The sequence below is a fragment of the Streptomyces sp. CNZ287 genome (assembly GCF_007827615.1).
Genome location: NZ_VISV01000002.1, coordinates 31,644 through 56,864, shown reverse-complemented (window position 1 = coordinate 56,864; position 25,221 = coordinate 31,644). Strand labels below are relative to the sequence as shown.

General features: G+C 73.8%; 21 protein-coding genes. 8 read left to right on the top strand and 13 right to left on the bottom strand.

Annotated elements, in window-relative coordinates; translation table 11 throughout:
• The first annotated feature begins 375 nt into the window (after positions 1–375).
• Positions 376–1,596, top strand: a complete 1,221-nt coding sequence (locus FB457_RS04430; protein ID WP_047014820.1) for an alanine racemase — start codon at positions 376–378, stop codon at positions 1,594–1,596.
• Positions 1,597–1,647: 51 nt separating this feature from the next.
• Here FB457_RS04430 and FB457_RS04425 read toward each other — a convergent pair whose 3' ends face one another.
• From FB457_RS04425 to FB457_RS04415, 3 genes are read right to left on the bottom strand one after another with little or no spacing between them, the layout of a single operon-like run.
• Positions 1,648–2,433: a 3-oxoacyl-ACP reductase gene (locus FB457_RS04425; RefSeq protein WP_047014821.1), complete on the bottom strand. Its 786-nt coding sequence runs from the start codon at positions 2,431–2,433 to the stop codon at positions 1,648–1,650.
• A 5-nt stretch (positions 2,434–2,438) separates the two neighbouring features.
• Positions 2,439–3,845, bottom strand: a complete 1,407-nt coding sequence (locus FB457_RS04420) for an aldehyde dehydrogenase family protein (protein ID WP_047014822.1) — start codon at positions 3,843–3,845, stop codon at positions 2,439–2,441.
• Between the two features lie 11 nt (positions 3,846–3,856).
• Complete coding sequence (locus FB457_RS04415) at positions 3,857–5,248, bottom strand: glutamine synthetase family protein (protein ID WP_047014823.1); 1,392 nt, start codon at positions 5,246–5,248, stop codon at positions 3,857–3,859.
• 96 nt (positions 5,249–5,344) lie between these two features.
• Here FB457_RS04415 and FB457_RS04410 point away from each other — a divergent pair, with 96 nt between their 5' ends.
• The 3 genes from FB457_RS04410 to FB457_RS04400 all read left to right on the top strand — a co-directional run bounded on the left by FB457_RS04410 (position 5,345) and on the right by FB457_RS04400 (position 8,460).
• On the top strand, positions 5,345–6,085 hold the full coding sequence (locus tag FB457_RS04410) for a FadR/GntR family transcriptional regulator (protein WP_047014824.1): 741 nt from the start codon (positions 5,345–5,347) through the stop codon (positions 6,083–6,085).
• Positions 6,086–6,226: 141 nt separating this feature from the next.
• Positions 6,227–7,762 (top strand): ethanolamine permease, encoded by a 1,536-nt coding sequence (eat, locus tag FB457_RS04405; protein WP_047014825.1) that lies wholly within the window; start codon positions 6,227–6,229, stop codon positions 7,760–7,762.
• A complete protein-coding gene (locus FB457_RS04400) occupies positions 7,762–8,460 on the top strand; it encodes a gamma-glutamyl-gamma-aminobutyrate hydrolase family protein (protein WP_047014826.1) in 699 nt (232 codons plus the stop codon). The genes eat and FB457_RS04400 overlap by 1 nt, the downstream gene beginning before the upstream one ends.
• A 13-nt stretch (positions 8,461–8,473) precedes the next feature.
• Here FB457_RS04400 and FB457_RS04395 read toward each other — a convergent pair whose 3' ends face one another.
• Both FB457_RS04395 and FB457_RS04390 read right to left on the bottom strand, forming a co-directional pair.
• A complete protein-coding gene (locus tag FB457_RS04395; protein ID WP_253911150.1) occupies positions 8,474–8,995 on the bottom strand; it encodes an SAM-dependent methyltransferase in 522 nt (173 codons plus the stop codon).
• Positions 8,979–9,923, bottom strand: coding sequence for a LysR family transcriptional regulator (locus tag FB457_RS04390; RefSeq protein ID WP_047014827.1), 945 nt, complete (start codon positions 9,921–9,923; stop codon positions 8,979–8,981). Before FB457_RS04390 ends, FB457_RS04395 begins: the two co-directional genes overlap by 17 nt.
• A gap of 70 nt (positions 9,924–9,993) precedes the next feature.
• Here FB457_RS04390 and FB457_RS04385 point away from each other — a divergent pair, with 70 nt between their 5' ends.
• Together FB457_RS04385 and FB457_RS04380 are read left to right on the top strand one after the other, a co-directional pair.
• Complete coding sequence (locus FB457_RS04385) at positions 9,994–11,076, top strand: SLAC1 family transporter (protein WP_047014828.1); 1,083 nt, start codon at positions 9,994–9,996, stop codon at positions 11,074–11,076.
• A 24-nt stretch (positions 11,077–11,100) separates the two neighbouring features.
• Positions 11,101–11,823, top strand: a complete 723-nt coding sequence (locus FB457_RS04380) for a helical backbone metal receptor (RefSeq protein ID WP_047014829.1) — start codon at positions 11,101–11,103, stop codon at positions 11,821–11,823.
• Between the two features lie 83 nt (positions 11,824–11,906).
• Here FB457_RS04380 and FB457_RS04375 read toward each other — a convergent pair whose 3' ends face one another.
• Together FB457_RS04375 and FB457_RS04370 are read right to left on the bottom strand one after the other, a co-directional pair.
• Positions 11,907–14,537 (bottom strand): ABC transporter permease/substrate binding protein, encoded by a 2,631-nt coding sequence (locus tag FB457_RS04375; protein WP_145780909.1) that lies wholly within the window; start codon positions 14,535–14,537, stop codon positions 11,907–11,909.
• Entirely contained in the window at positions 14,530–15,600 is a 1,071-nt protein-coding gene (locus FB457_RS04370; protein WP_078898606.1) for a quaternary amine ABC transporter ATP-binding protein, read from the bottom strand. Before FB457_RS04370 ends, FB457_RS04375 begins: the two co-directional genes overlap by 8 nt.
• Before the next feature lie 235 nt (positions 15,601–15,835).
• Here FB457_RS04370 and FB457_RS04365 point away from each other — a divergent pair, with 235 nt between their 5' ends.
• Together FB457_RS04365 and FB457_RS04360 are read left to right on the top strand one after the other, a co-directional pair.
• A complete protein-coding gene (locus FB457_RS04365; protein ID WP_047014831.1) occupies positions 15,836–16,744 on the top strand; it encodes a 5'-3' exonuclease in 909 nt (302 codons plus the stop codon).
• A 105-nt stretch (positions 16,745–16,849) separates the two neighbouring features.
• Positions 16,850–17,710 carry an SIP domain-containing protein gene (locus FB457_RS04360; RefSeq protein WP_145780907.1) on the top strand — a complete coding sequence of 287 codons (861 nt, stop codon included), beginning with the start codon at positions 16,850–16,852 and terminating at the stop codon, positions 17,708–17,710.
• 19 nt (positions 17,711–17,729) lie between these two features.
• On the opposite strand, the gene FB457_RS04355 is transcribed toward FB457_RS04360, so the two are convergent.
• The 6 genes from FB457_RS04355 to FB457_RS04330 form a co-directional block, all read right to left on the bottom strand.
• Positions 17,730–18,506 carry an ABC transporter permease gene (locus FB457_RS04355; protein WP_047014833.1) on the bottom strand — a complete coding sequence of 259 codons (777 nt, stop codon included), beginning with the start codon at positions 18,504–18,506 and terminating at the stop codon, positions 17,730–17,732.
• A complete protein-coding gene (locus tag FB457_RS04350) occupies positions 18,503–19,540 on the bottom strand; it encodes an ATP-binding cassette domain-containing protein (protein ID WP_145780905.1) in 1,038 nt (345 codons plus the stop codon). The genes FB457_RS04355 and FB457_RS04350 overlap by 4 nt, the downstream gene beginning before the upstream one ends.
• Positions 19,541–19,724: 184 nt before the next feature.
• Complete coding sequence (locus tag FB457_RS04345; RefSeq protein WP_078898141.1) at positions 19,725–20,426, bottom strand: PadR family transcriptional regulator; 702 nt, start codon at positions 20,424–20,426, stop codon at positions 19,725–19,727.
• Between the two features lie 139 nt (positions 20,427–20,565).
• Entirely contained in the window at positions 20,566–20,709 is a 144-nt protein-coding gene (locus tag FB457_RS35860; protein WP_253911151.1) for a hypothetical protein, read from the bottom strand.
• A gap of 139 nt (positions 20,710–20,848) precedes the next feature.
• Entirely contained in the window at positions 20,849–22,330 is a 1,482-nt protein-coding gene (locus tag FB457_RS04335; RefSeq protein ID WP_145780904.1) for an oxidoreductase, read from the bottom strand.
• 27 nt (positions 22,331–22,357) lie between these two features.
• Entirely contained in the window at positions 22,358–25,195 is a 2,838-nt protein-coding gene (locus FB457_RS04330; protein ID WP_145780902.1) for a DEAD/DEAH box helicase, read from the bottom strand.
• Positions 25,196–25,221 lie beyond the last annotated feature (26 nt).

Below are 25,221 nucleotides of genomic sequence, written 5' to 3'. Positions count from 1 at the left end.
GGGACCGCCGGTCGGCGCGGGCCCTGCGGCCCGTGCCGCGGTGCCGGAACCGCCCGCGGGGCCGACCGGTCGCTGCGGCTCCGCGCCCGGCCGCGGCCGTACGGGCCGTACGGGCTCCGCGCTCTCCGGCTTCGCGCTCTCGCGCGGCCTCGCCGCGGGCGGGGAATCCGGCGACGGCGGGGCCGCGGGAGTCTGCTCTGCGTCAGTGCTCAACAGCCCCCTCACTCCCCTCCTGTGAGTAGCCCCCCGATGGCCTGCCGGACAGGCGCTCGCGACACTCTACTGGGCTCCCGCGACGGACGGTGCGCCGCCCGAGCGCCTCATCCTGTCCGTACCCACTACCGCCTCCCGGGCACGCGGTGGCAGGCTTCCCCCATGCCGGCCCACACCGCCCCCGTCCCGGACCACGCGGCCCTGCGCGCCCGCTACGACCGCGCCACCGCCCACCTCGACGCCCCCTTCGCCGCCGTCGACACCGAAGCGTTCGACGCCAACGCCGCGGATCTGGTGCGCAGGGCCGCCGGCAAGCCGGTGCGGGTGGCGAGCAAGTCGGTGCGCTGCCGGGCGCTGCTGGAGCGGGTGCTCGCCGCGCCGGGGTTCGCCGGGATCATGTCCTTCACGCTCGCCGAGTCGCTGTGGCTGGCGCGCTCCGGCTTCGCGGACGTGCTGCTGGCGTACCCGTCCGCGGACCGCGCCGGCTTCGCCGAGCTGACCGGCGACCCGAAGCTCGCCGCCGCGGTGACGGTGATGGTGGACGACCCGGCGCAGTTGGACCTCGTCGACGCGGCCCGGGGGCGCGGGCGCGAGGAGGTGCGCGTCTGCCTGGAGCTGGACACCTCGCTGCGGCTGCTGGGCGGCCGGCTGCGCGTCGGCGCCCGCCGCTCCCCGCTGTCCGACGCGGCGGCGCTGGCGGCGGTGGCCCGCGAGGTGGTGCGGCGGCCGGGCTTCCGGCTGGTGGGGCTGATGGCGTACGAGGGGCACGTGGCCGGCGTCGGGGACGACATCCCCGGGTGGCCGCTCACGTCGCGCGGGATACGGCTGATGCAGGCGGTGGCCAGGCGGCAGCTCGCCGAGCGCCGGGCGGAGGCGGTGGCGGCGGTGCGGCGGCTGGCGGACCTGGAGTTCGTCAACGGCGGCGGTACGGGCAGCGTGCAGCACACCGCCGCCGAGGACGCGGTCACCGAGATCGCCGCCGGCTCGGGGCTCTACCAGCCGCGGCTGTTCGACAACTACACCGCGTTCACCGGCCGCCCCGCCGCCGTCTTCGCGCTGCCCGTCGTCCGCCGCCCCGGCGTCGGCGTCGTCACCGTCCTCGGCGGCGGCTACCCCGCCTCCGGGCCCGCCGGCCCGGACCGGCCGCCCGTGCCGTACCTGCCGCAGGGCCTGCGCTACGACAAGCAGGAGGGCGCGGGCGAGGTGCAGACCCCGCTGCTCGGCCCGCCCGCCGACGACCTGCTGGTCGGCGACCGGGTGTGGTTCCGGCACGCCAAGGCGGGCGAGCTGTGCGAGCGGTTCGACGCGCTGCACCTGATCGAGGGCGAGCGCGTCACGGAGACGGTCCCGACGTACCGCGGCGAGGGCCGCACGTTCCTCTAGGCGGGACCGCCCGGAAGGACCGCCGGAGCGGACCGCCCGCGCGGAGCACGGCTACAGCGGCGTGACGTATGCGCCCGCGATGCCGCCGTCGACCAGGAACTCCGCGGCGTTGACGAAGGACGCGTCGTCGCTCGCCAGGAACGCCACCGCGGCGGCGATCTCCTCCGCCTCCGCGAAGCGGCCCGCCGGGATGTGCACCAGCCGCCGCGCCGCGCGCTCCGGGTCCTTGGCGAACAGCTCCTGGAGCAGCGGGGTGTTCACCGGCCCCGGGCACAGCGCGTTGACCCGGATGCCCTCGCGGGCGAACTGCACGCCCAGCTCGCGGGACATGGCCAGCACCCCGCCCTTGGAGGCGGTGTAGCTGATCTGGGAGGTGGCGGCGCCCATGACGGCCACGAACGAGGCGGTGTTGACGATCGAGCCGCGGCGCTGCCGCTGCATGTAGGGGATGGCGGCCTTGCAGCACAGGTAGACGGAGGTCAGGTTCACCTCCTGCACCCGGCGCCACGCGTCGATGTCGGTGAGGAGGATGGAGTCGTCCTCGGGCGGCGAGATGCCCGCGTTGTTGAACGCGACGTCGACCGAGCCGTACGTGTCGTACGCGGCCTTGAACAGCGCCTCGACGTCCTCCTGGACGGTGACGTCGGTGCGTACGAAGAGCCCGCCGGTGGCCTCGGCCGCCGCCTTGCCCGCGGTCTCGTCGACGTCGGCGCAGACGACGTGCGCGCCCTCCGCCGCGAGCCTGCGCGCGGTGGCCAGGCCGATGCCGCTGCCGGCTCCGGTGACGACGGCGGTGCGGCCGGGCAGCCGGCGGCAGACGGGGGTCTGGTCGGTCAACGTGCTCACTCCTCGGTGCTGATGAAGACGTTCTTGGTCTCGGTGAACGACGCGAGCGCGTCCGGGCCCAGCTCGCGGCCGAGGCCGGACTGCTTGAAGCCGCCGAAGGGGGTCCAGTAGCGCACGCTGCTGTGCGAGTTGACCGAGAGGTTCCCGGCGGCGACGGCGCGCGAGACGCGGACGGCGCGGGCGGTGTCGCGGGTCCACAGCGAGCCGGACAGACCGTACGGTCCGGCGTTGGCGAGGCGTACGGCGTCGGCCTCGTCGTCGAAGGGGTGGACGACGGCGACGGGGCCGAAGACCTCCTCGCGGCTGACCGGGTCGTCGGGCGGCGCGTCGGTGAGGACGGTGGCCGGGTACCAGTACCCGGGGCCTTCCGGGACGGTGCCGCGGATGGCGGCGGGGCGGGACTCGGGGACGTGGCCGCGGACCCGCTCGCGGTGGGCGGCGGAGATCAGCGGGCCCATCCGGGTACCGGAGTCGGCCGGGTCGCCGGCGGTGAAGGCGAGGACGGCGGGCTCCAGCAGGGCGAGGAAGCGGTCGTACACGCTGCGCTGGACGAGGATGCGGCTGCGGGCGCAGCAGTCCTGGCCGGTGTTGTCGAGGAACGAGGCGGGGGCGGCGGCCGCGGCGCGCTCCAGGTCGGCGTCGGCGAAGACGATGTTCGGGCTCTTGCCGCCGAGTTCGAGCGTGACGCGCTTGACCTGCTCCGCGCAGCGCGCCGCGATCCGCTTGCCGACGGCGGTGGAGCCGGTGAACACGACCTTCGCCACGTCCGGGTGGTCGACGAGGGCGGCGCCGGCGACCGGTCCCGCGCCCGGCACGACCTGGAACAGCCCCTCCGGCAGGCCCGCTTCGAGCGCCAGCTCGGCGAGCCGCAGCGCGGTCAGCGGGGTGGCCTCGGCCGGTTTGAGGACGACGGCGTTGCCGGCGGCGAGCGCGGGGGCGGTGCCCCAGGCGGCGATCGGCATGGGGAAGTTCCACGGGGCGATGACCCCGACGACGCCGAGCGGCTCGGCGAAGGTGACGTTGAGTCCGCCGGCCACCGGGATCTGGCTGCCGGTGAGGCGTTCCACTCCCCCGGCGGCGTAGTCGAGGAGGTCGCGTACGTTGCCCGCCTCCCAGCGGGCGGCGGCCACCGGGTGCCCGGCCTCGGTGACCTCCAGCCGGGCCAGTTCCTCGATCCGGGCGTCGACCTCGGCGGCGAAGCGGCGCAGCAGCCGGGCGCGGTCGCCGGGGGCGAGGGCGGCCCAGCCCCGCTGGGCCCCGGCGGCGCGGGCGACGGCGGCGGCGACCTCCTTGGGGCCCGCGGCCGGGACGGTGGCGACGGCCTCCTCGGTGGCGGGGTTGACGACGGTGTGCTCGTGCGGCGCGGCGGGGGGTGCCGGCGCTGCGGGTGCCGATGCTGCCAAGGGTGTCGACCTCACATGCGCTCGAAGGACCGGAAGCGTTCCCAGTCGGTGACGGCGGTGTCGTACGCCTCCTGCTCGACCCGCGCCATGTTGCGGTAGTGGCGTACGACGTCCTCGCCGAACGCCTCCCGGGCCAGCGTGCTGCCGCTCCACAGCTCGGCGGCGTCCCGGAGGGTGGCGGGGACGTGCGCGGCGTCGCCGGTGTAGGCGTTGCCGGTGCAGGCTTCGGGGAGTTCGAGCTTCCGCTCGACGCCGTGCAACCCGGCGGCGATCATCCCGGCGACGGCGAGGTACGGGTTGACGTCGCCGCCCGGCAGCCGATTCTCCAGCCGCAGCGAGCCGCCGTGGCCGACGACGCGGATGGCGCAGGTGCGGTTGTCGGGGCCCCAGGCGACGGCGGTGGGGGCGAAGGAGCCGGGGCGGAAGCGCTTGTAGGAGTTGATGTTCGGGGCGTAGAGGAGCGTCAGTTCCGGCAGGCAGGCGAGCTGCCCCGCGACGAAGTGCCGCATGGTCTCGGACATGCCGTACGGGGCGTCCCCGTCGTCAGGACCGCCGGGGGCGGCGAAGACGGGGGCGCCGTCGGCGTCGCGCACGGACAGGTGGATGTGGCAGGAGTTGCCCTCGCGCTCGTCGTACTTGGCCATGAAGGTCAGCGCCGTGCCCTCCTGGGCGGCGATCTCCTTGGCGCCGGTCTTGTAGATGCTGTGCTGGTCGCAGGTGGTCAGCGCGTCGTCGTAGCGGAAGGCGATCTCGTGCTGGCCGAGGTTGCACTCGCCCTTGGCGGACTCCACGGTCATTCCGGCGGCGGCCATCTCGTTGCGGATGCGGCGCAGCAGGGGCTCGACGCGGCCGGTGCCGAGGACGGAGTAGTCGACGTTGTACTGGTTGGCGGGGGTCAGGTCCCGGTACGCGCTGTTCCACGCCTGCTCGTAGGTGTCCTTGAAGACCATGAACTCCAGCTCCGTGCCCGCGTACGCGGTCCAGCCGCGCTCGGCGAGCCGGTCGAGCTGGCGCCGCAGCACCTGCCGCGGCGAGGCGGTGACGGGCGCGCCGTCGTGCCAGGCGAGGTCGGCGGTGACCATGGCGCTGCCGGGGTGCCAGGGGATGCGGCGCAGGGTGGCGAGGTCGGGGTGCATGGCGAAGTCGCCGTAGCCGCGCTCCCAGGACGACATCTCGTAGCCCTCGACGGTGTTCATGTCGGCGTCCACGGCCAGCAGGTAGTTGCAGCCCTCGGTGCCGTGCGCCAGCACCTCGTCGAGGAAGAAGGGGGCGGCGAAGCGCTTGCCCTGAAGCCTGCCCTGCATGTCCGTGAAGGCCAGGACTACCGTGTCGAGCTCACCGGCCTCGACGAGCCGGCGCAGCTCGGGCACGGGCAGAGCGGGGGTGCGTGCGGAGTCGGTCACGGATCGGTCTCCTCTTCTGCGGACGTCTTAAGGTATGCGTGGATACCTTTGGTTGGGAAGTAGGCAGAGGCAGCGGGTCGGGAGGGCGGGGTCGGGATGAAGGCGTTCAGCAACGCGGCGGCCGGCGACGGGCTGCGGACCGTACTGCGCCCGGTGCGCGCGGGCAACGGCTTCGAGGAGGCGCTGGAGCAGATACTCCAGGTCCTGCGCCTGGGTCTGGTGCCGCCTGGCGAGCGGCTGCCCGCGGAGCGGGAGCTGGCCGAGCGGCTGCGGATCAGCCGGGTGACGCTGCGGGACGTGCTGAAGGTGCTGGCGGACGAAGGGCTGGTGGAGAGCCGCCGGGGGCGCTACGGAGGCACGTTCGTACGGGAGCGCACCCCCGCCAGCCGGGACGCGCAGGAGGAGTTGCGCCGGCGCACGGAGCGTACGGACCTGGAGGACGTGCTGCGCTTCCGCGAGGTGCTGGAGACGGGCGCCGCCGAGCTGTGCGCCGGCACCGAGATGGCGCCCGGGCAGCGGACGCGGCTGCGCGCCGCCCTGGAGGCCACCCAGGACGCACCGCTGGGCGACTACCGGCGGCTGGACACCCTGCTCCACCTCACCCTCGCGGAACTCGCGGGCTCGCCGCGGCTCGCGGCGCAGTACGCCGCCGTCCGGGCCACCGTCAACGACCTGCTGGACTGCATCCCGCTGCTGGTGCGGAACCTGGAGCACAGCCAGGCGCAGCACGCCGCGCTCGTCGGCGCGGTGCTCGACGGCGATCCGGACGCCGCCCGCGAGATGATGCGCGAGCACTGCGCCGGCACCGCGGCGCTGCTGCGCGGCTTCCTCGGCTAGGCCCGTCCGGCACACCGCCGCGGGCGGGGCCGTGTAACAGGACCTTCATGCAGGGGGCTTGCGCTCGTGACCTCGGCGCCGCAAAGGTATGGGGCCACACCATTGCTGGATCCCATCGTCCGTTGAGGCAGGAGCGGCACCATGAGCGAAGGCACCGAGTCCCGCACCGCACCGCCCGGCCCCCGCGCCGCCCCCGACGGCGGTCCCGGCGCCCCCGGCCCTGCCGGCTCGGGCCCGGCCGCGCACGACGCCGCGGACGACGCGTACCTCCGGCGCCGCGCGCTGCGCGCCGGCAGCGCCGGGCCGCTGCTGCTCACCGGCCTGGGCGTGGCGTACGTCGTCTCCGGCGACTTCTCCGGCTGGAACTTCGGCCTGGCCGAGGGCGGGTTCGGCGGCCTGGCCATCGCCGCACTGCTCATGGGCGTGATGTACACGTGCCTGGTCTTCGCCCTCGCCGAGCTGGCCTCCGTGCTGCCCACGGCCGGCGGCGGCTACGGCTTCGCGCGCAAGGCGCTGGGTCCCTGGGGCGGGTTCATGACCGGCACGGCGATCCTCATCGAGTACGTCCTGGCGCCGGCCGCGATCGTCATCTTCATCGGCGACTACGTCGAGTCGCTGGAGCTGTTCGGGCTCACCTCGGGCTGGCCCGTCTACCTCGCCTGCTTCGTCCTCTTCCTCGGCATCCACCTGTGGGGCGTCGGCGAGGCGCTGCGCTTCAGCCTCGTCGTGACCGCCGTCGCGGTCGCCGCGCTGCTGATCTTCGCCGTCGGCGCCCTCACGGAGTTCAGCGCCGGCTCGCTGAACGACATCCCGGTCGACCACGGCGCGCTGGGCGCCAGCTCCTGGCTGCCGTTCGGGATCCTGGGCATCTGGGCGGCGTTCCCGTTCGGGATGTGGTTCTTCCTGGGCGTCGAGGGCGTGCCGCTGGCCGCGGAGGAGACCAAGGACCCGTCCCGTACGCTGCCGCGGGCGATGGCCTGGGCGATGGGCGTGCTGCTGCTGCTCGCCGTCGTCACCTTCATCGCCGCGGCCGGCGCCCGCGGCTCGGCCGCCGTACAGGACGCGGGCAATCCGCTGGTGGAGGCGCTGCAGCCGGACGGCGAGGCGACCGCGCTCAGCCGGTTCGTCAACTACGCGGGCCTCACCGGGCTCGTCGCCTCGTTCTTCTCCCTCATCTACGCCGGCTCGCGCCAGCTCTTCGCGCTCTCCCGGGCCGGCTACCTGCCCCGCGTCCTCTCCCTCACCTCCCGCCGCAAGGCCCCGTTCCTGGGCCTGCTGGTGCCCGGCGCGATCGGCTTCGCGCTGGCGGCCGGGAGCGGGAACGGGGCGCGGATGCTGAACGTCGCGGTGTTCGGGGCCACCATCTCGTACGCGCTGATGGCGCTCTCGCACATCGTCCTGCGCCGCCGCGAACCGGGGCTGCACCGCCCGTACCGCACGCCGGGCGGGGCGGTGACGTCCTCCGTGGCGTTCGTGCTCGCGCTGTCCGCGCTGGTGGCGACGTTCCTGGTGGACAAGTGGGCGGCGATGATCGCGGGCTGCGTGTACGCCGTGGCCCTGGGATATTTCGCGCTCTACAGTCGGCACCGTCTGGTAGCGGCGGCGCCCGAGGAGGAGTTCGCGGCGCTGGCGGAGGCGGAAGCCGAACTCGAACGCCCGACGACGAGGGAGAAGTGATGAGCAGGACCCGGCCCCTGATCGGCGTTTCCACCTACCTCGTCGACGAGGCCGCATGGGGCCGGTGGCACCTGCCCGCCGCCTTGCTGCCCGCCGGCTACCACCGCCTCACCCAGCGTGCCGGCGGCCTCGCCGCGCTGCTCCCCCCGGACGCCCCGGCCCGCGCGGCGGAGACCCTGCGCCGCCTGGACGGCCTGATCATCGCGGGCGGCCCCGACCTGGACCCGGCCCGCTACGGCGCCGAGGCGGACGCCCGTACGGACCCCGTCACCCCGACGTCACGCGAGCGCGACGAGTGGGAACTGGCCCTGATCGAGGCGGCCCTGGCGGCGGAGCTGCCGCTGCTGGGGATCTGCCGCGGGGCGCAGTTGCTGAACGTCGTCCGCGGCGGCACGCTGCGCCAGCACATGGAGGGCCACCGCGAGCGCCCGGGCGTCTTCGGCGCCCACGAGATCAAACCGGTCCCGGGCACGCGCCTCGCCTCGCTGCTGCCGGAGGCGGTGACGGTCCCGGCGTACCACCACCAGGCGGTGGCGGATCTGGGCACCGGCGTGATCGCGTCGGCGTACGCGGCGGACGGCGTGGTGGAGGCGCTGGAGCTGCCGGACGCGGGCGGCTTCGCGCTGGGGGTGCAGTGGCACCCGGAGATGGGCGAGGACGCGCGGGTGCTGCGGGGCCTGGTGGAGGCGGCGGGCTGACGGACCCGGCGCCTCAGCCCGCGGGCTTGCGGACGATGCCGCCGTACTCGTAGACGGGCTTGGCGTGCTTGGTGGTGCCGAGGTACGGCCGGAGGGCCGGGTCGACGGGGGCCAGCGGCGGCTGGAACCGGTCGGGCCGCCAGTCGACGAGATCCACCAGCCCGGGCTCGACGGGCTCCAGCCCCCGGACGAGGGCGTCGACCTCGGCGGGCGTCCTCGTCTGCCACGGGATGCCCTTGGCCCGGACGCTCTCGGTCATCGCGGCGCTGGTGGCGGGATCGTCGGTGACCACCTGCGACAGACACACGCAACTGCCGGGCCGCGCGCGGCCGAGCACGGCGCCGAGGACGCCGACGGGGTCGTCGGCGTCGGGTACGTGGTGCATGACCGACAGGTAGAGCACGGCGAGCGGTTCGTCGAAGTCGATGAGCCGGGTGACGAGCGGCCCGGGGGCGGAGCCCCTGAGGAACCGGGAAGGGGCGGGGACGGGGCAACCCCACCACGCACCCGGCCGGCCCTCATCCCGCCCGCTCACCCCTTCTCGTCAGGGACAGGAGGTCACGGGCCGGGCCCGTGGGGCGCTGGCCGCGGGGCCAGACCGCGCGGAGGGCTCTGGTCAGGGGCAGGCCCGTGACCGCGACCGCCACCAGGCGCCGGGTCGCCACCTCGTCCGCCACCGCCAGCTCCGACAGCACCGCCGGCCCCGCCCCCGTCACCGCCGCCGACTTCACCGCCGTCGTCGACGCCAGCTCCAGCAGCGGCGTCCCCAGCCCGCCGTACGGGCCCAGCGCCTCGTCCAGCACCTGCCGCGTACCCGAGCCCTGCTCCCGCAGCACCAGCGCCGCCGATGCCAGCTCCCCCGGCGGCAGCCCCCGCCGGCGCCGCGCCCACGGATGCGACGGCGCCACGACCACCAGCAGCCGGTCGCGCCCGATCACGGCCCCGTCCAGCCCCGACGGGACCCCCGGGCCCTCCACGAACCCCAGGTCCGCCGCCCCGGACCGTACCTGCGACGCCACCGCCACCGAGTTGCCCGCCTGGAGCGACACCGCCGTCTCCGGCCGCGCCGCGCGGAGCGCGACCAGCCACCCCGGCAGCAGGTACTCCGCGACCGTGAGGCTCGCCGCCACCCGCAGCCGCGAGTCCCGGCGCGCGCGCAGCGCCGCCGCGCCCGCGTCGAACGCCTCCGCCGCCTCCACCACCCGCCGGGCCCACTCCGTCACCACACCCCCGGCCTCGGTGAGCCGCGAGCCCGCGGGCGAGCGGTGCACGAGCGCGACACCGAGCTGCCGCTCCATGGACCGGATGCGCGCGCTGGCCGCGGGCTGGCTCACGCCGACGGCCTTCGCCGCCCGCCCGAGGCTGCCCAGCCGGGCCACGGCGAGCAGCAGTTCCAGCGCCGCCAGGTCCGGCACCCGGCGGGCCAGCGACTCCGGTTCGCCCGCGGCCTCGTACGCGCTCATAACCCCAGCTTATGAGCTGAGAGAAAATCGGTCCCTACCGGGCGCCCGCCACCCGGGCGAGGCTGCTGCCATGGCCGCCACCGTCCTCGTACGCCCCCGCCCCGCCGCCCGCGCACACCACCGGCTCTCCGTCCGCGAGCTCGGCCCCCACTGGTACGCCGGCGTCATGGGCACCGCCATCGTCGCCACCGCCGGCGCCGCGGTCGGCCTGCCGCCCGCCGCGCTGGTCCCCGTCTGGGCCCTGGCCGCCGTGCTCCTCGCCGCGCTGCTCGCCGCCCGCGCCGTTCACTGGGCCCGGCACGCCGACCGCGCCCGCGAGCACCTCGCCGATCCCGCGGTCGCGCCGTTCTACGGGTGCCTGTCGATGGCCCTGCTCGCGGTCGGTGCCGCGACGACCGCCGTGGGGGCGCGCGTGACGGGCGGCGACGCGGCGTTCGCCGTGCACGCCGCCCTGTGGGTGGCGGGTACCGCGGTGGGGCTGGCGGCGGCCGTGGCCGTGCCGTACCTGATGGTCGTACGCCACCGGGTGCGGCCCGGCGACGCCTCGCCCGTGTGGCTGCTGCCGGTGGTGGCCCCGATGGTGTCGGCCGCGACCGGCCCGGCGCTGGCGCCGCGGCTGCCCGCGGGACAGTGGCGGGAGTCGCTGGTGCTGGGCTGCTTCGGGATGTTCGGGATGAGCCTGCTGGCGACACTGCTGATGCTGCCGCTGGTCTTCGCCCGGCTGGTGGAGCGGGGCCCGCTGCCGCTCGCGCTCACCCCGGCGCTGTTCCTGGTGCTGGGCCCGCTCGGGCAGTCGACGACGGCCGCGGGGGCGCTGGCGGACGGCTCGGCGGCGGTACCGGGAGCGTTCGCCGCGCTGTACGGGGTGCCGGTGCTGGGCTTCGCGCTGCTGTGGCTGGCGGTGGCGGGGGCGCTGGTCGTACGGGCCGCGCGGCGCGGCATGCCGTTCGCGCTGACCTGGTGGGCGTTCACGTTTCCGGTGGGCACGTGCGTGACGGGTGCGACGAGCCTGGCGGAGCATACGGGGCTCGCGGCGTTCCGCGGGCTTGCGCTGCTGCTGTACGGGCTGCTGGTCGCGGCCTGGCTGACGGCCGCGGTCCGTACCGCGGCGGCGGTGGCCCGCGGCGGCCTCCTCGCGGCCCCGGCCCGCTGACGACCGCCGCCGTAGCCTGAGGGGATGGCAGGCAGGCGTGTGGTGTCCCTCGTACCGTCGCTGACCGAGGCGGTCGCCGTCTCGGCGCCCGGCGCCCTCGTCGGCGCCACCGACTGGTGCACCCACCCGGCGGGGCTCGACGTCGTACGGGTGCGGGGGACGAAGAACCCGGACGTCGAGCGGATCGTCGCGCTGGCGCCCGACCTGGTCGTCGCGAACGAGGAGGAGAACCGCGAGCCGGACCTCGCCGCGCTGCGGGCGGCGGGCCTTCAGGTGCTGGTCACCGAAGTCCGCACGCTGGAGCAGGCGTTCGCGGAGCTGGCGCGGGTGCTGACGGCGTGCGGGGCCGCGGCGCGGCCGGCGTGGCTGGCCGCCGCGGAGGCGGCCTGGCGGGACGTACGGCCGCCGGGGCGGGTGCGGCGGGCGGTGGTGCCCGTGTGGCGGCGGCCGTGGATGGTGCTGGGCCGGGAGACCTTCGCCGGGGACCTGCTGGCGCGGCTGGGGGTGGCGAACGTGTACGCGGGGCACGCGGAGCGGTATCCGCGGGTGCCGCTCGCGGAGCTGCACGGGAGCGGCGCGGAGCTGGTGGTGCTGCCCGACGAGCCGTACGCGTTCGGGGCGGACGACGGCCCGGAGGCGTTCCCCGCGCTGGCGGCGGCGCCGGTGAGCGGGCGGCATCTGACGTGGTACGGGCCGTCGCTGGCGGAAGCGCCCGGGGTGCTGGGCGCGGCGCTGCGCGCGGCGTAGGACGGCGACGGCAGGCGCAAAAGGCGGGCGCCCCGCCGCCCCCGCGCAGGGGGACGGCGAGGCGCCCGGAGCGTGACCGCCGGTCAGGAGACCGGTGCGATCCTGTCGATGACCTCGGGGTTGTCGTCCATCCACTTGCGGGCGGACTCCTTCTCCTTGCCGTCACCGCCGTTCTGGATCTCGACCTCCAGCGAGGACAGCTCCTCCTCGGAGAGCGTGAAGTCCTTCAGCCACTCGTGGAACTCCGGGAAGTCCTCGGCGAAGTCCTTCTTGGCCACGGTGTGGATGTCGTCGCCCTCGCCCCAGGCCCCCTTCGGGTCGTCCAGCTTGGTCAGGTCCCACTTGCCGTAGGCCCAGTGCGGCGACCAGAGGGTGACGACGATGGGCTCCTTCTTGTCGTACGCCCGCTCCAGCTCGGCCAGCATCGAGGAGGTGGACGAGGAGACGACCTCCCAGTCCTCCAGCCCGTATTCGCCCACGACCTTGTCCTTCAGGATGCCCATCATGCCGGCGCTGGCCTCGATGCCGATGATCTTCCCGCCGAACTCGCCCTTGTGATCCTTCAGATCCTCCAGGGACTTGATGTCCTTCATGTACGACGGGACGGACAGCTCCAGGGTGGTCGGCCCGTACCAGGAGCCGATGTCGGTGAGGTTGTCGCCGAATCTCTCCCAGTACTGCTCGTGCGTCACGGGCAGCCAGGCGTCGAACTGCACGTCCATCTGGCCCTCGGCGAGCGCGGTGTAGAGCGGGCCGGGGTCGAGCTGCTTGACGTTGGTCTTGTAGCCGCGGTCCTCCAGCACGTTCTGCCACAGGTACGTGGACGCGATGGCCTCGTCCCACGGGAAGTAGCCGAGATTCACGGTCTTGCCCGCGTCCTTGCCCCGGGTGCCGCCGCCGTTGCCGCCGTCGGGGAGCGGGGCCATCTTGTCGACGTAGCCCTCGTTCTGCTCCAGCCAGTCGCGGACGGCCTGCTGCTCGTTGCCCTCCCCGGCGTCGACGATCATCTCCTCCAGGCTGGTGAGCTCCTTCTCCTTCATGGTGAAGTCGCGCAGCCAATCGGCGACGACGGGCTCGTCCTTCGCGAAGCCCTTGCGCGCGGTGGTGTGCACGTCGTCACCGGAGCCCCAGGCCTTCTTCGGGTCCTCCAGCTTGGTCATGTCGTACTTGCTGTACGCCCAGTGCGGCGACCAGAGCGTGACGACCACCGGCTCCTCGGCCTGGTACGCGCGCTCCAGCTCCGCGAGCATCGAGGAGGTGGACGAGGAGACGACCTCCCAGTCCTCCAGCCCGTACTCGCCCACGACCTTGTCCTTCAGGATCCCCATCATCCCGGCGCTGGCCTCGATGCCGATGATCTTCCCGCCGAACTCGCCCTTGTGATCCTTCAGATCCTCCAGGGACGTGACGTCCTTCATGTACGACGGGACGGACAGCTCCAGCGTCGTGGGCCCGTACCAGGAGCCCATGTCCTCCATCTTGCCGCCGAACTGCTCCCAGTACTGCTCGTGGGTCACGGGCAGCCAGGCGTCGGTCTGGAAGTCGACCTGGCCCTCGGAGACGGCGGTGAAGAGCGGGCCGGGGTCGAGCTGCTTGGCCTCGGCCTCGAAGCCGCGCTGCTCCAGCACCTCTTTCCAGAGGAAGGTGGAGGCGATGCCCTCGTCCCAGGGGATGTAGCCGATGTCGATCTTCCGGCCTTCGCCGACGTCGGTGGACGCGGCGGCGGCCTCCTGGGTGCCCTCGTCGTCGGACTCGGCCAGGTTCAGGCCGCCGGCGAGCAGCGCCAGCACGACGATGCCGACGGTGGCGATCGCGGTGGTGGGCTTGTAGTGCAGGAACTTCCACCGGTCGACGGCGGCCGCGGTCTTGGCGAGCGCGCGCCGGCCGAGCGGCGAGACGCGCTGGTTGAGCGCGCTGGTCATCCGGTCCAGGTACATGGCGAGGATGACGACGACGAGGCCGCTCTCGAAGCCGGTGCCGATGGCGACGCGGGTGACGGCGTTGTAGACGACCTCGCCGAGGCCGCCGCCGCCGACCATGCCGGCGATGACGACCATGGACAGCGCGAGCATGATGACCTGGTTGACGCCCGCCATGATCGTCGGCAGCGCCAGCGGCAGTTGCACGCGGCGCAGCGTGTCGGCGGGCTTCGTGCCGAACGCCTCGGCGGCCTCGACCAGTTCGGCATCGACCTGCCGGATGCCCAGCTCGGTCATGCGCACGCCGGGCGGCATGGCGAACACGATGGTCGCGATGATGCCCGGGGTGATGCCGATGGAGAAGAAGATGACGCCCGGGATCAGATAGACGAAGGCGGGCATCGTCTGCATGAAGTCGAGCATCGGCCTGACGGCGGTGCTGACGACCTTGTTACGGGCCGCCCAGATGCCCAGCGGCACGGCGATCACCACGGTGATCGCGGTGGCGACCAGCACCATCGACAGGGTTTCCATGGCCTCGGGCCACAGTTGCACCGAGTCCACGACGGCGAATCCGGCGAACGCGAGCACCGCGGGCAGCGGGCCGCGCAGCCAGAAGGCGATCACGGCGAAGATGCCCGCCATGACGAGCGGTTCCGGCGCGTCGAGGACGGCGTTGACGCCGTCGTACATGCCGGAGAGGACCGTGTCGATGAAGTCGAAGAGCCAGCCGAGGTGATCCTTGAGCCAGTCGACGACCGACTCGACCCGGGACCCGAAGTCGATCTCAGGCACCCGCGGTCACCTTCTCGCCCTCGTCGTCGCCTGCCTGGTCGCCCAGGATGGACAGCAGCCGGCCTCGCTCCACGAGGCCGACGAGGTCGCCGTCGGCGTCGGTGACGCCCACGGCGTCGTCGCCGGTCGCGAACGGGCCGAACAGCTCGGCGACGGGCGTGTCCTCGGTGACGCTGACGGGTGCCGCGGCGCGCAGTTCCTTCGGGGAGAGGCCGTCCTGCGGCTCCTCCATGATGGATCCGGCGGTGAGCACCCGGGTGCGGTCGACATCCTCGACGAAGCGGCGTACGTAGTCGTCCGCGGGCCGGACGAGGATGTCCTCGGGGGTGCCTATCTGGACGATGCGGCCGTCGCGCATGACGGCGATGCGGTCGCCCAGGCGCATGGCCTCGTTGAGGTCGTGGGTGATGAAGACGATGGTCTTCTTCAGCTTGGACTGCAGCTCGATGAGCTGGTCCTGCATGTCCCGCCGGATCAGCGGGTCGAGCGCGCTGAAGGACTCGTCCATGAGCAGCAGGTCGGCGTCGGTGGCCAGGGCGCGGGCCAGGCCCACGCGCTGTTTCATCCCGCCGGACAGCTCGTCGGGCCAGTGGTGCTCCCAGCCCTTCAGGCCGGTCAGCTCCAGCGCCTCGGTGGCGCGCTGCTCGCGCTCCGCCCGGGGTATGCCCTGCACTTCGAGGCCGTACGCGGCGTTCTCCAGGACGCTGCGGTGCGGGAAGAGCGCGAAGTGCTGGAAGACCATGCTGATCTTCGTGGAACGCACCTCGCGCAACTCGCGGTCGGTCAGCGACGTCAGGTCCTGGCCGTCGAAGAGCACCCGGCCCGATGTCGCGTCGAGCAGCCCGTTGAGCATGCGCAGCAACGTGGACTTGCCGGACCCGGAGAGGCCCATGACCACGAATATCTCGCCCGACTCGACGGTGAAGGAGGCGTCCACCACCGCCGCGGTCGTGCCCTTCTTGCGAAGTTTCTCGCGGTCTTCCCCTGCCTCTAGCCGGGCGACCGCGTCTTCTGGCCGTTTGCCGAACACCTTGTACAGGTGCTCCGCCTGGAGCCTGCTCACATACACCTCACGCATCGGACGGAAAAATCGACCTGCCTCCCCCGTCGGCAAGTCGTGGAGTGACGCGGGTTCTGCCCGGTTGCTTCCCGAATTGTCCGTGTATAGACCATCGGTTCACTCCACTCCGGCCGCTGCCCAGGATCACGCTGTCCAAACCATTGCGTGATCCAGTTCACACGTCGATCGCGTTTGGTCGCGGTGCGTACGGCATCATCAGGGGATGACCCGACGCCTGATGCTGCTCGACTCGGCCAGCCTCTACTTCCGCGCGTACTTCGGCGTACCGGAATCGGTCACGGCCCCCGACGGCACCCCCGTGAACGCCGTGCGGGGGCTGCTCGACTTCATCTCCCGGCTCGTCGCCGACTACCGCCCCGATGACCTCGTGGCCTGCATGGACGCCGACTGGCGGCCGCAGTGGCGGGTGGATCTCATCCCGTCGTACAAGGCGCACCGGGTCGCCGAGGAGCACCCCGGGGAGGAGGCCGACGAGGAGGTGGTGCCGGACACGCTGTCGCCGCAGGTGCCGGTCATCGAGGAGGTGCTGGACGCCCTCGGCATCGCGCGGGTGGGCGTGTCCCCGTACGAGGCGGACGACGTGATCGGCACCCTGGCCGCGCGGGCGGCCGGGCCCGTGGACATCGTCACCGGCGACCGCGACCTCTTCCAACTCGTCGACGACGCGCGGGGGGTACGGGTGGTGTACCCGGTCAAGGGCGTCGGCAACGCCACCGTCATGGACGGTACGGCCCTGCGCGAGAAGTACGGCGTCGACGGCTCCGGCTACGCCGACCTCGCCCTGCTGCGCGGCGACCCCAGCGACGGACTGCCGGGCGTGCCGGGCATCGGCGAGAAGACCGCGGCCAAGCTCCTCGACGCGTACGGCGACCTCGCCGGCATCATGGCCGCCGTCGACGACCCCTCCTCACGCCTCACCCCGGCGCAGCGGCGCCGGCTGGCGGAGGCGCGGCCGTACGTCGAGGTGGCGCCGAAGGTGGTGCGGGTCGCGGCGGACGTGCCGCTGCCGGCGTACGACCCGGCGCTGCCGCGGACGCCGCGGGACCCGGAGCGGCTGGCGGCGCTCGGGAAGCAGTGGGGGCTCGGCGGCTCGCTGGAGCGGCTGCTGACGACGCTGCGCGGCTGACGGCGGGGCCGCGGCACGGGCCGGGCGCCGCGGTTCCCGGCCGCGGTCCGGCCGTCGGGATGTTAGGTTAGGTCACCCTAACTTCCCCTCGTCCCGGAGGTCCACGTGGCAGACCGCCCCGCCGGCCGGAAGCGCCAGGTCCACACCGCCCGCGTGGTGCGCACCGAGCAACTCACCCCGCACATGGTGCGCGTGGTCCTCGGCGGCGACGAACTGGCCGGCTTCACCGCGGGCGAGTGGACCGACCACTACGTCAAGCTCCTCTTTCCCGCGCCGGGCGCGGAGTACCCCGAGCCGTACGACCTGGACGCCATCCGCCGCGACCTGCCCCGCGACCGCTGGCCTCTGATGCGCACGTACACCGTGCGCGACTGGGACGCCAAGGCCCGGGAGCTGACGCTGGACTTCGTCGTGCACGGCGCGGCCGGCGTGGCCGGCCCCTGGGCGCTGCGCGCCCGGCCGGGCGAGGTGGTGCGCTTCCTCGGCCCCGGCGGCGCGTACGCGCCCAGCCCGGCCGCCGACTGGCATCTGCTGGCGGGCGACGAGAGCGCGCTGCCGGCCATCGCCGCCTCGCTGGAGCGCGTACCCGACGGGGCCGTCACGCACGTGCTGATCGAGGTCGCCGACGCCGCCGAGCGGCAGCCGCTCGCGGCCCCCGAGGGCGCGGTCACCTGGCTCTGCCGCGACGGCAGGCCGGTGGGCCGGGCCCTCGTCGAGGCCGTCCGGGCGCTGGAGTTCCCGCCGGGCCGGGCACAGGTCTTCGTGCACGGCGAGGCGGGGATGGTCAAGGAACTGCGCCGCCACCTGCGGCTGGAACGGGGGGTGCCGCGCGAGCAGTTGTCGATCTCCGGCTACTGGCGGCTCGGCCACGACGAGGACGGCTGGCAGTCCTCGAAGAAGCAGTGGAACGAGGCCGTCGAACGCGAGCAGGAGGGTGCGGAGCCGGCCGCCGGCTCCGCACCCTGAGGCGCGCGGGGCGGACCGCTCAGACCGACCGCTGGTATGTGCGGAACGTACGGGTCGACAGCCACACCGCCGCCACCGCCACCGCCAGCAGCCCGCCGCAGCGCAGCAGCACCTCGCCCCAGTCGGGGTCCGCCGACAGCGCGCCCCGGCCGGCCACCACCGCCCAGTCGACGGGGTTGGCGTCGGCGATGTGCCGCATCCACGCGGGCATCAGCGCCGGCGCCATGAACGCCGAGGAGAGGAACGTCAGCGGCAGCAGCAGAAACGTGTTGATCCCGATGATCGACTCACGCTGCCGCACCACCATGCCGATCGCGTTGGACATCGCGCCGAACACGGTGCCCAGCAGGATCGCCGCGGCCACCAGCACCAGCAGCCCGGCGGCCCCGCCCGCGTAGTCCGCGCCGCCGAGCAGCCCGAGCAGGACGATCACGACCGACTGGACGAAGACACTGAGGCCGTTGTTGACCACGTTGGCGTTCATCAGCGCCCCGCGGCTGACCGGGGTGGTGAGGAACCGGTTGAGCGTGCCGCGCTCGATCTCCTCCAGCGTGCCCATGCCCGCCCACATGCTGGAGCTGAGCGCGGTCATCACCACCACGCCGGGGACCAGGTAGTCCAGGTACGAGCCGGTGCCGAAGCCCGGCAGTTCGGTGATCTCGCGGAACAGGTTGCCGAAGAGGAAGAGCCAGATCACCGGCTGGACGAGGGTGATCAGCAGATACGCCGGCTGCCGCAGGAAAGCGGTCAGTTGACGCTGCGTCATGTACCAGGTGTGGGCGGCGAGCGCGCTCATCGCGCACCTCCCGCGGCGGCCGGGGCGGCCGGGGCCGGCGCGTCGCCCGCCGGGCCCGCGCTGTCCGCGTCGGCGAACCGGCGGCCCGCGTACCGCAGATACACGTCGTCCAGCGAGGGCCGGGCGACGGTGACCGCGGCCGCCTCGGCGCCCTCACGCTCCAGCGCGGCCAGCACCAGCGGCACGGCGGCCGCGCCGTCCGCCGCCCGCGCGCTCAGCCGGCGCCCGTCGAGCCCCACGTCGCGTACGCCCGCGAACCCGGTGAGCGCCGCCCGCAGCGGCTCCGCCTCCCTCTCCCCCGGGGCGCGGACGAGTTCGACGTGCACGGCGTCGCCGCGCAGCTCGCCCTTCAGCCCGTCGGGCGTCCCCTCGGCGACCACGCGCCCGCGGTCGACGATGGCGACGCGCTCGGCGAGCCGGTCGGCCTCTTCCAGGTAGTGCGTGGTCAGCACGATGGTCAGCCCCTCGCCGCCGGCGAGCCGGGCGATCTCCTCCCACAGTGCGGTACGGGCCTCGGGGTCCAGGCCCGTCGTGGGCTCGTCCAGGAACAGCACCTCGGGCCGGTGCACCAGGCCCAGCGCCACGTCGAGGCGCCGCTGCATGCCGCCGGAGTAGCCGCGCACGAGGCGGTCCGCGGCGCCGGCCAGGTCGAAGCGCGCCAGCAGTTCGTCGGCGCGGCGGCCGAGCGAGGCACCGCGCAGCCCGTACAACCGTCCCTGCAGCAGCAGGTTCTCGCGTCCGGTGGCCATCGGGTCGGCGCCCGACTTCTGCGCCACGACGCCGATCGCGCGCCGGACCCGGCCGGGGCGGCGCAGCACGTCGTGTCCCGCGACGGCGGCGGTGCCGCCGTCGGGCCTGGCCAGGGTGGTGAGGATCTTGACGGTGGTGGACTTGCCGGCGCCGTTCGGGCCGAGCAGCCCGAAGACCGTACCGGCCGCGACGGCCAGGGACATGCCGTCCAGGGCCGTGACGCCGTGGGGATAGCTCTTGGTCAGCTCGCGCGCCTCAACGGCGAGCGTCCCTCTTCCGGGCATGGTGAACTCCGCTCTCGCACGGTGTGCGTGGGTGCTGCCGGACGATCGGCGAAAGCGGAGCCTGGCTATCCTGGGGTGTGCCGCACCTCGGCGCCCGGCGCCTGCTTCCGCGCAGGTCCGGATGTTCGGGGTCCGTCCCGGCGGACTGTTGGCGCAGCCCGCCGGGACGCATTCTTCCGGGCCGCTACGGACCCTTCCTCGCGTCCTGCGTCTCCTGTGCGGCGCCGGGCGTCCCGCCCGCGCCGCCGGGCAACTCCTCCTCCAGATCCCGCCATTCGGCCGGCATCTCGCCGGTCTCGTGCCAGGCGTGCCACTCCGCGACCCCGCTGAGGGAGCCGTCGGCCAGCTCCGCCAGCAGGCCGCGCAGCCAGGCGGCCTCGGCCTCCAGCATGTGCGCCTGGTACTCCGTCTCGACGACGAAGACGCGCGGCAGCGTCTCGTACAGCTTCGCCAGTGCGCCGCGCAGCCCCGCCGCAAGGACCTCCTGCCGGGCCAGCCGCGTCTGGAGCGCCTCGACCGCCTCGTCCGGCGGCAGCACGCCGATCAGGGAGAGGGCGGCCTCGAAGTGCGTGAACTCCCGGCGGGGGGCGGCGACGATCTCGGTGAGCCAGTCGTGCATCTCCGTGCGGCCGGCGTCGGTGATGGCGTAGACCGTGCGCTCCGGCCGGTTCCCCTGCTTCTGCACCCCCGCGGCGGTGACGAAGCCGTGCTTCTCCAGGTTTTGCACCACGGTGTAGAGGGAGCCGAAGTTGATCTTGATGCTCTCCTCTTTGCCGCGCTGCCGCAGCAGTTGGGCGATCTCGTACGGGTGCATCGACCGCTCGGCGAGGAGGGCCAGCACGGCCAGGGCCAGCGGGTTGCCGAGCTTCCGCCGCTTCGCGGGCACGACCCCTCCTTTACCCGGCACCGTATACTCGTGGCCGAACATATCGCGAGTTTCCCGAGCCCGTCAAGACGAGATGTATCGCGAATTCGGAAGCGGGGCCGGCCGAGTGGCGACGGTGCCGCCGGGCATGGTTCGCCGCTCAGCCGCCCGTGCCCGGCTTCGTGCCGACGGTGGAGTAGTGGTCGATGCTGCGCCAGTAGATCCGGTGCCATCCGCCCCTGGTCTCCAGCCCGTCGTCCTGCTGCACCCACAGCAGTTGCCGGTTGAGGTCCACCCACGTCACGCGGCCGGCGCGGGCCGGGCATCCGGCGCGCTCCGCGGGGCGCGGCGGACCCGGTCGGCGAGAACGTAGCGGTACGTGCGCAGGTCGGCGCGGCCGCGAGGACGGACAGGGCGGCGGCGGAGACCGCCGCGGCCGGGCCCTAGGTACGCTCCAGGGTCCGCGTCATCCCGGCCACCAGCGCCGTGGTCAGCAGCCAGCCGGTGGCGACCAGCACGTACGAGAGAATCTGCGCCGCCCCGCCTGACATGTACCAGAAGTCGCGCTGGCCGAGACCCCCGACCGGGATCAGCAGGTCGAGGGCGTAGACGACGGGGTGGAAGTCCGGCCCCTCGCCCTCGCGCACGGGCCGGTCGTCGCCCGCGGCGAAGACCAGGCTGCCGAGCAGCGTGAGCGCCGCCAGCCACAGCCCGGCCAGCCACGGCCGGTAGCCGAAGCCGACGGTGCCGTCGAGCAGCAGGCTCCAGGCGCGGCCCGCGGGGCGCAGCGTGCGGCGGCGGGCGCGCTGCTTGGCGAGCAGGACGCGGCGGGCGTCGTCGACGTGGCCGATCTGCCGGTACCAGGCCGCGAGCTGCTCGTACGGCTGCGGGGCGTAGCCGGTGCCGCGGCGGATCCAGTCGAGCCGGCGGGGTACGGAGTCCTTCCCCGCGGCGCCCGCCGACTGGATGGAGCCGTACGCGAAGCCGTCGAGGAGGACGGTCACGGGCCAGCTCTCCAGGTCGTCGTGGAGCGTGGTCACCTGCGTGCCGTCGAGCGAGACCGGCCCGGCGGGGCGGACGGCGGGCATGAAGCGGAAGTCGGTGGCCTGCATCCGGGCGCAGTCGATGCCGGTGCAGTCGCCGAGCCGCGCCTCGTCGAGGCTGAGCAGGTCGGCTATGTGCGTGCCGCGCAGCTCCAGACGGCCCGCGGCGGCGAAGCCGTCGGTGAGCCGGACGGTGGTGATCTCGGCGTGGTCGAGGAGGAGCGCGAGGCCGTCCGCGGCGCCGATCCGGGCGCCGTCGAGGAAGAGCCCGCCGGACAGCCGGGCGCCGATGAGCCGTATCCCCCCGCCGCCGGTGAAGCCGTGGGTGCAGAAGACCGCCCCGTCGACCTCCAGCCCGCCGGCGAAGAGCGACCAGCCGTTCTCGCCGGTCAACCGGGCGCCGTGCAGGAGGAGTTCGCCGCTGATCCGGGCGTTGGTGGCGAGCAGGGCGCCGGCGACCCAGCTGCGCCGCACCGACAGCACGCCCTCGACCCGGGCGAGCCGGGCGTCGACGCGCGGCAGCACGCTGTCGTCGAGGTGCACGCTCGCGGTGGTCGCCGAGGTGAGCACGACCTCCTCGTGCAGGTAGCAGTGCTCCAGCCGCAGCCGGTGGGTGGTCTCCGCCCCCGTCAGGTCCAGCCCTCCGGTGATCCGCGCCCCGGCGAGCCGCAGCGCCGGAATGGCACCGGGCTGCGGCGGGTGCGCGCCGAGCAGCAGCGCGGCGAGGACGGCGGCCCGTACCGTACGCTCCGGACCCCAGGCCGCGCCGCCTGCGGGGTCGTCCAGGGCCGCGTCGCCGACGCGCAGGTCCACCGGGCGGCCTTCGGAGAACGCGGCCCACAACTCCCGCTCCGGGGGCGTCAGATCGTCGTAGGTGATCACCCGGGAAGGGTAGTGCCGCGGGCGGCCTCAGCCCACGGAGCTGTACGCCACGACGCCGCGCAGCACCTTGTCGACCGCCTTGCGGGCGCTGCCCGCGACCGTGCTCTCCGGGTCGGCGGCGGCGGACAACTGTCCCAGCACGTCGATCAACTGCTTGCACCAGCGCACGAAGTCGCCCGGCGGCATGTCCGCCTCGCGCAGCACCTCGTCAAGGCTGCGCCCGGACGCCCACTGGTACGCGGCCCAGGCGAAGCCGAGGTCCGGCTCGCGCTGACCGACGCCCTCGGTCTGGCGGATGCCGTGGTCCTCCTCCAGGGCGTCGAGCCGGCCCCAGAGGCGCACCATGTCGCCCAGGGCCCGCTTGGCGCCGCCGCCCGGGAGCTTCGGCGCCATCGCGTCGTCGGACTGGCGGGCCTCGTAGACCAGCGCGGAGGCGCAGGCGGCCAGCTCGGCGGGGCCCAGGCCCTCCCAGACGCCCTCGCGCAGGCACTCGGAGGCCAGCAGGTCCAGCTCGCCGTAGAGCCGGGCGAGCCGGCGGCCGTCCTCGGTGACCTTCTCGCCGCCGTCCTGCTCGGCGATGTAGCCCAGCTCGGTGAGCAGCGCGTACACCCGGTCGAAGGTGCGGGCGATGGTGTTCGTCCGGCCCTCGATGCGGCGCTCCAACTGGTGGGTGTCGCGGAGCAGCCGGTGGTACCGCTCGGCCCAGCGGGCGTGGTCCTCGCGCTCGTCGCAGCCGTGGCAGGGGTGGGCGCGGATCGCCTTGCGCAGCCGGGCGATCTCGGCGTCGTCGGCGGCGGGGGCGCGCTCCTTGCGGTGCCGCCGCGGCTCCAGGTGACCGGCCTTGGTGCGCAGCGCGGAGGCCAGATCGCGGCGCGACTGCGGGCTCTTGGGGTTGAACGACTTGGGGATGCGCATCCGCTCCAGCGCCTCCACCGGCACCGGGAAGTCCATCGCGGCCAGCCGCTTGACCTGCCGGGCGGCGGTGAGCACCAGCGGGCGCGGGCCGTCGTGCTGCTCGAACCCGCGGTGGCCGTTGGTGCGGCCCGCGGGCGTGCCGGGGTCGAGGACGAGGGCGAGGCCGGCGAACTTGCCGGTGGGCACGTGGATCACGTCGCCGGGACGCAGCTTCTCCAGCGAGCCCGCGGCGGCGGCCCGGCGCTGCGCGGCGCCCTGGCGGGCCAGCTCCGTCTCGCGGTCCTTGAGATCGCGGCGCAGCCGCGCGTACTCCTCGAAGTCACCGAGGTGGCAGGTCATCGCCTCGCGGTAGCCGGAGAGACCCTCCTCGTTCTTCTGCACCTGGCGGGAGATGCCGACGACCGACTTGTCCGCCTGGAACTGCGCGAAGGACATCTCCAGCAGCTCGCGCGTGCGGTGCCGGCCGAACTGGGCGACGAGGTTGACCGCCATGTTGTACGACGGGCGGAAGGAGGAGCGCAGCGGATACGTCCGGGTGCCGGCCAGGCCCGCGACGTACTCCGGGCTCATGCCGCGCTGCCACAGCACCACCGCGTGGCCCTCGATGTCGATGCCCCGGCGCCCCGCGCGTCCCGTCAACTGCGTGAACTCGCCCGGCGTGACGTCGGCGTGGGTCTCGCCGTTCCACTTCACCAGCTTCTCCAGCACCACGGAGCGAGCCGGCATGTTGATGCCCAGGGCCAGCGTCTCGGTCGCGAACACCGCCTTGACCAGGCCCTTGGCGAACAGCTCCTCGACGACCTCCTTGAACGTCGGCAGCATCCCCGCGTGGTGCGCGGCGATGCCCCGCTCCAGGGCCTCCAGCCAGTCGAAGTAGCCCAGCACGTGCAGGTCTTCGCGGGGGATCGCGGCCGTGCGCAGCTCGGCGATCTCGCGGACCGCGGCGCGCTCCTCCTCGTCGTTGAGCCGGAGGCCCGCGTAGAGGCACTGCTGTACGGCGCCCTCGCAGCCGGCGCGGCTGAAGATGAACGTGATCGCCGGCAGCAGCGCCTCGGCGTCCAGCCGCTCGATGACCTCGACGCGGCTGGGCGTCCAGACCCGGGAGCGGGAGCGGCGCTCGCGCTCGCGGTCGGCCTCGCGGCCCCGGCCGCGGCGGCGGTCGCGCGGGCCCGAGGGGCGCGCGTACTCCTGCCGGGCCAGCCGGAGCAGGTCGGGATTGACCGCCTTGGCGGGCTCCTGCCGGCCGCCGGCGGCGGTGCGCTCCTCGAACAGGTCGTACATCCGGCGGCCGGCCATCACGTGCTGCCAGAGCGGCACGGGGCGGTGCTCGGAGACGATGACGGCGGTGTCGCCGCGCACGGTGTCGAGCCAGGAGCCGAACTCCTCGGCGTTGGAGACCGTCGCCGACAGGGAGACCAGGGTGACGGACTCCGGGAGGTGGATGATCACCTCTTCCCAGACGGCGCCGCGGAAGCGGTCGGAGAGGTAGTGCACCTCGTCCATCACCACGTAGCCGAGGCCGAGGAGGGTCTGGGAGCCCGCGTACAGCATGTTCCGCAGGACCTCGGTGGTCATGACGATCACCGGGGCGTCGGAGTTGATGGTGTTGTCGCCGGTCAGCAGGCCGACGTTCGCGGCGCCGTAGCGCCGGACGAGGTCGCCGTACTTCTGGTTCGACAGCGCCTTGATCGGCGTGGTGTAGAAGCACTTGCGGCCCTGCTCCAGCGCCAGGTGGACGGCGAACTCGCCGACGACCGTCTTGCCGGAGCCGGTCGGCGCCGCGACCAGCACGCCGCGGCCGTCCTCCAGGGCCCGGCAGGCGTCGAGCTGGAAGGGGTCGAGCGCGAAGTCGTAGAGCCCGCGGAACGAGCCGAGTGCGGTGGCTTCCTCGGCTGCCCGGCGGCGGTGCGCCGCGTACGCCTCGGCGGGAGGGATGTGCTCGTCGGTCATCGTGAGTACGAGCCTACCGGGCAGCA

Bases quoted from the DNA above. Each gene is read 5' to 3' on its own strand.
- FB457_RS04430 (WP_047014820.1), top strand. From the start codon at position 376: ATGCCGGCCCACACCGCCCCCGTCCCGGACCACGCGGCCCTGCGCGCC.
- FB457_RS04410 (WP_047014824.1), top strand. From the start codon at position 5,345: ATGAAGGCGTTCAGCAACGCGGCGGCCGGCGACGGGCTGCGGACCGTA.
- eat (WP_047014825.1), top strand. From the start codon at position 6,227: ATGAGCGAAGGCACCGAGTCCCGCACCGCACCGCCCGGCCCCCGCGCC.
- FB457_RS04400 (WP_047014826.1), top strand. From the start codon at position 7,762: ATGAGCAGGACCCGGCCCCTGATCGGCGTTTCCACCTACCTCGTCGAC.
- FB457_RS04390 (WP_047014827.1), bottom strand. From the start codon at position 9,923: ATGAGCGCGTACGAGGCCGCGGGCGAACCGGAGTCGCTGGCCCGCCGG.
- FB457_RS04385 (WP_047014828.1), top strand. From the start codon at position 9,994: ATGGCCGCCACCGTCCTCGTACGCCCCCGCCCCGCCGCCCGCGCACAC.
- FB457_RS04380 (WP_047014829.1), top strand. From the start codon at position 11,101: ATGGCAGGCAGGCGTGTGGTGTCCCTCGTACCGTCGCTGACCGAGGCG.
- FB457_RS04365 (WP_047014831.1), top strand. From the start codon at position 15,836: ATGCTGCTCGACTCGGCCAGCCTCTACTTCCGCGCGTACTTCGGCGTA.
- FB457_RS04355 (WP_047014833.1), bottom strand. From the start codon at position 18,506: ATGAGCGCGCTCGCCGCCCACACCTGGTACATGACGCAGCGTCAACTG.
- FB457_RS04350 (WP_145780905.1), bottom strand. From the start codon at position 19,540: ATGCCCGGAAGAGGGACGCTCGCCGTTGAGGCGCGCGAGCTGACCAAG.
- FB457_RS04330 (WP_145780902.1), bottom strand. From the start codon at position 25,195: ATGACCGACGAGCACATCCCTCCCGCCGAGGCGTACGCGGCGCACCGC.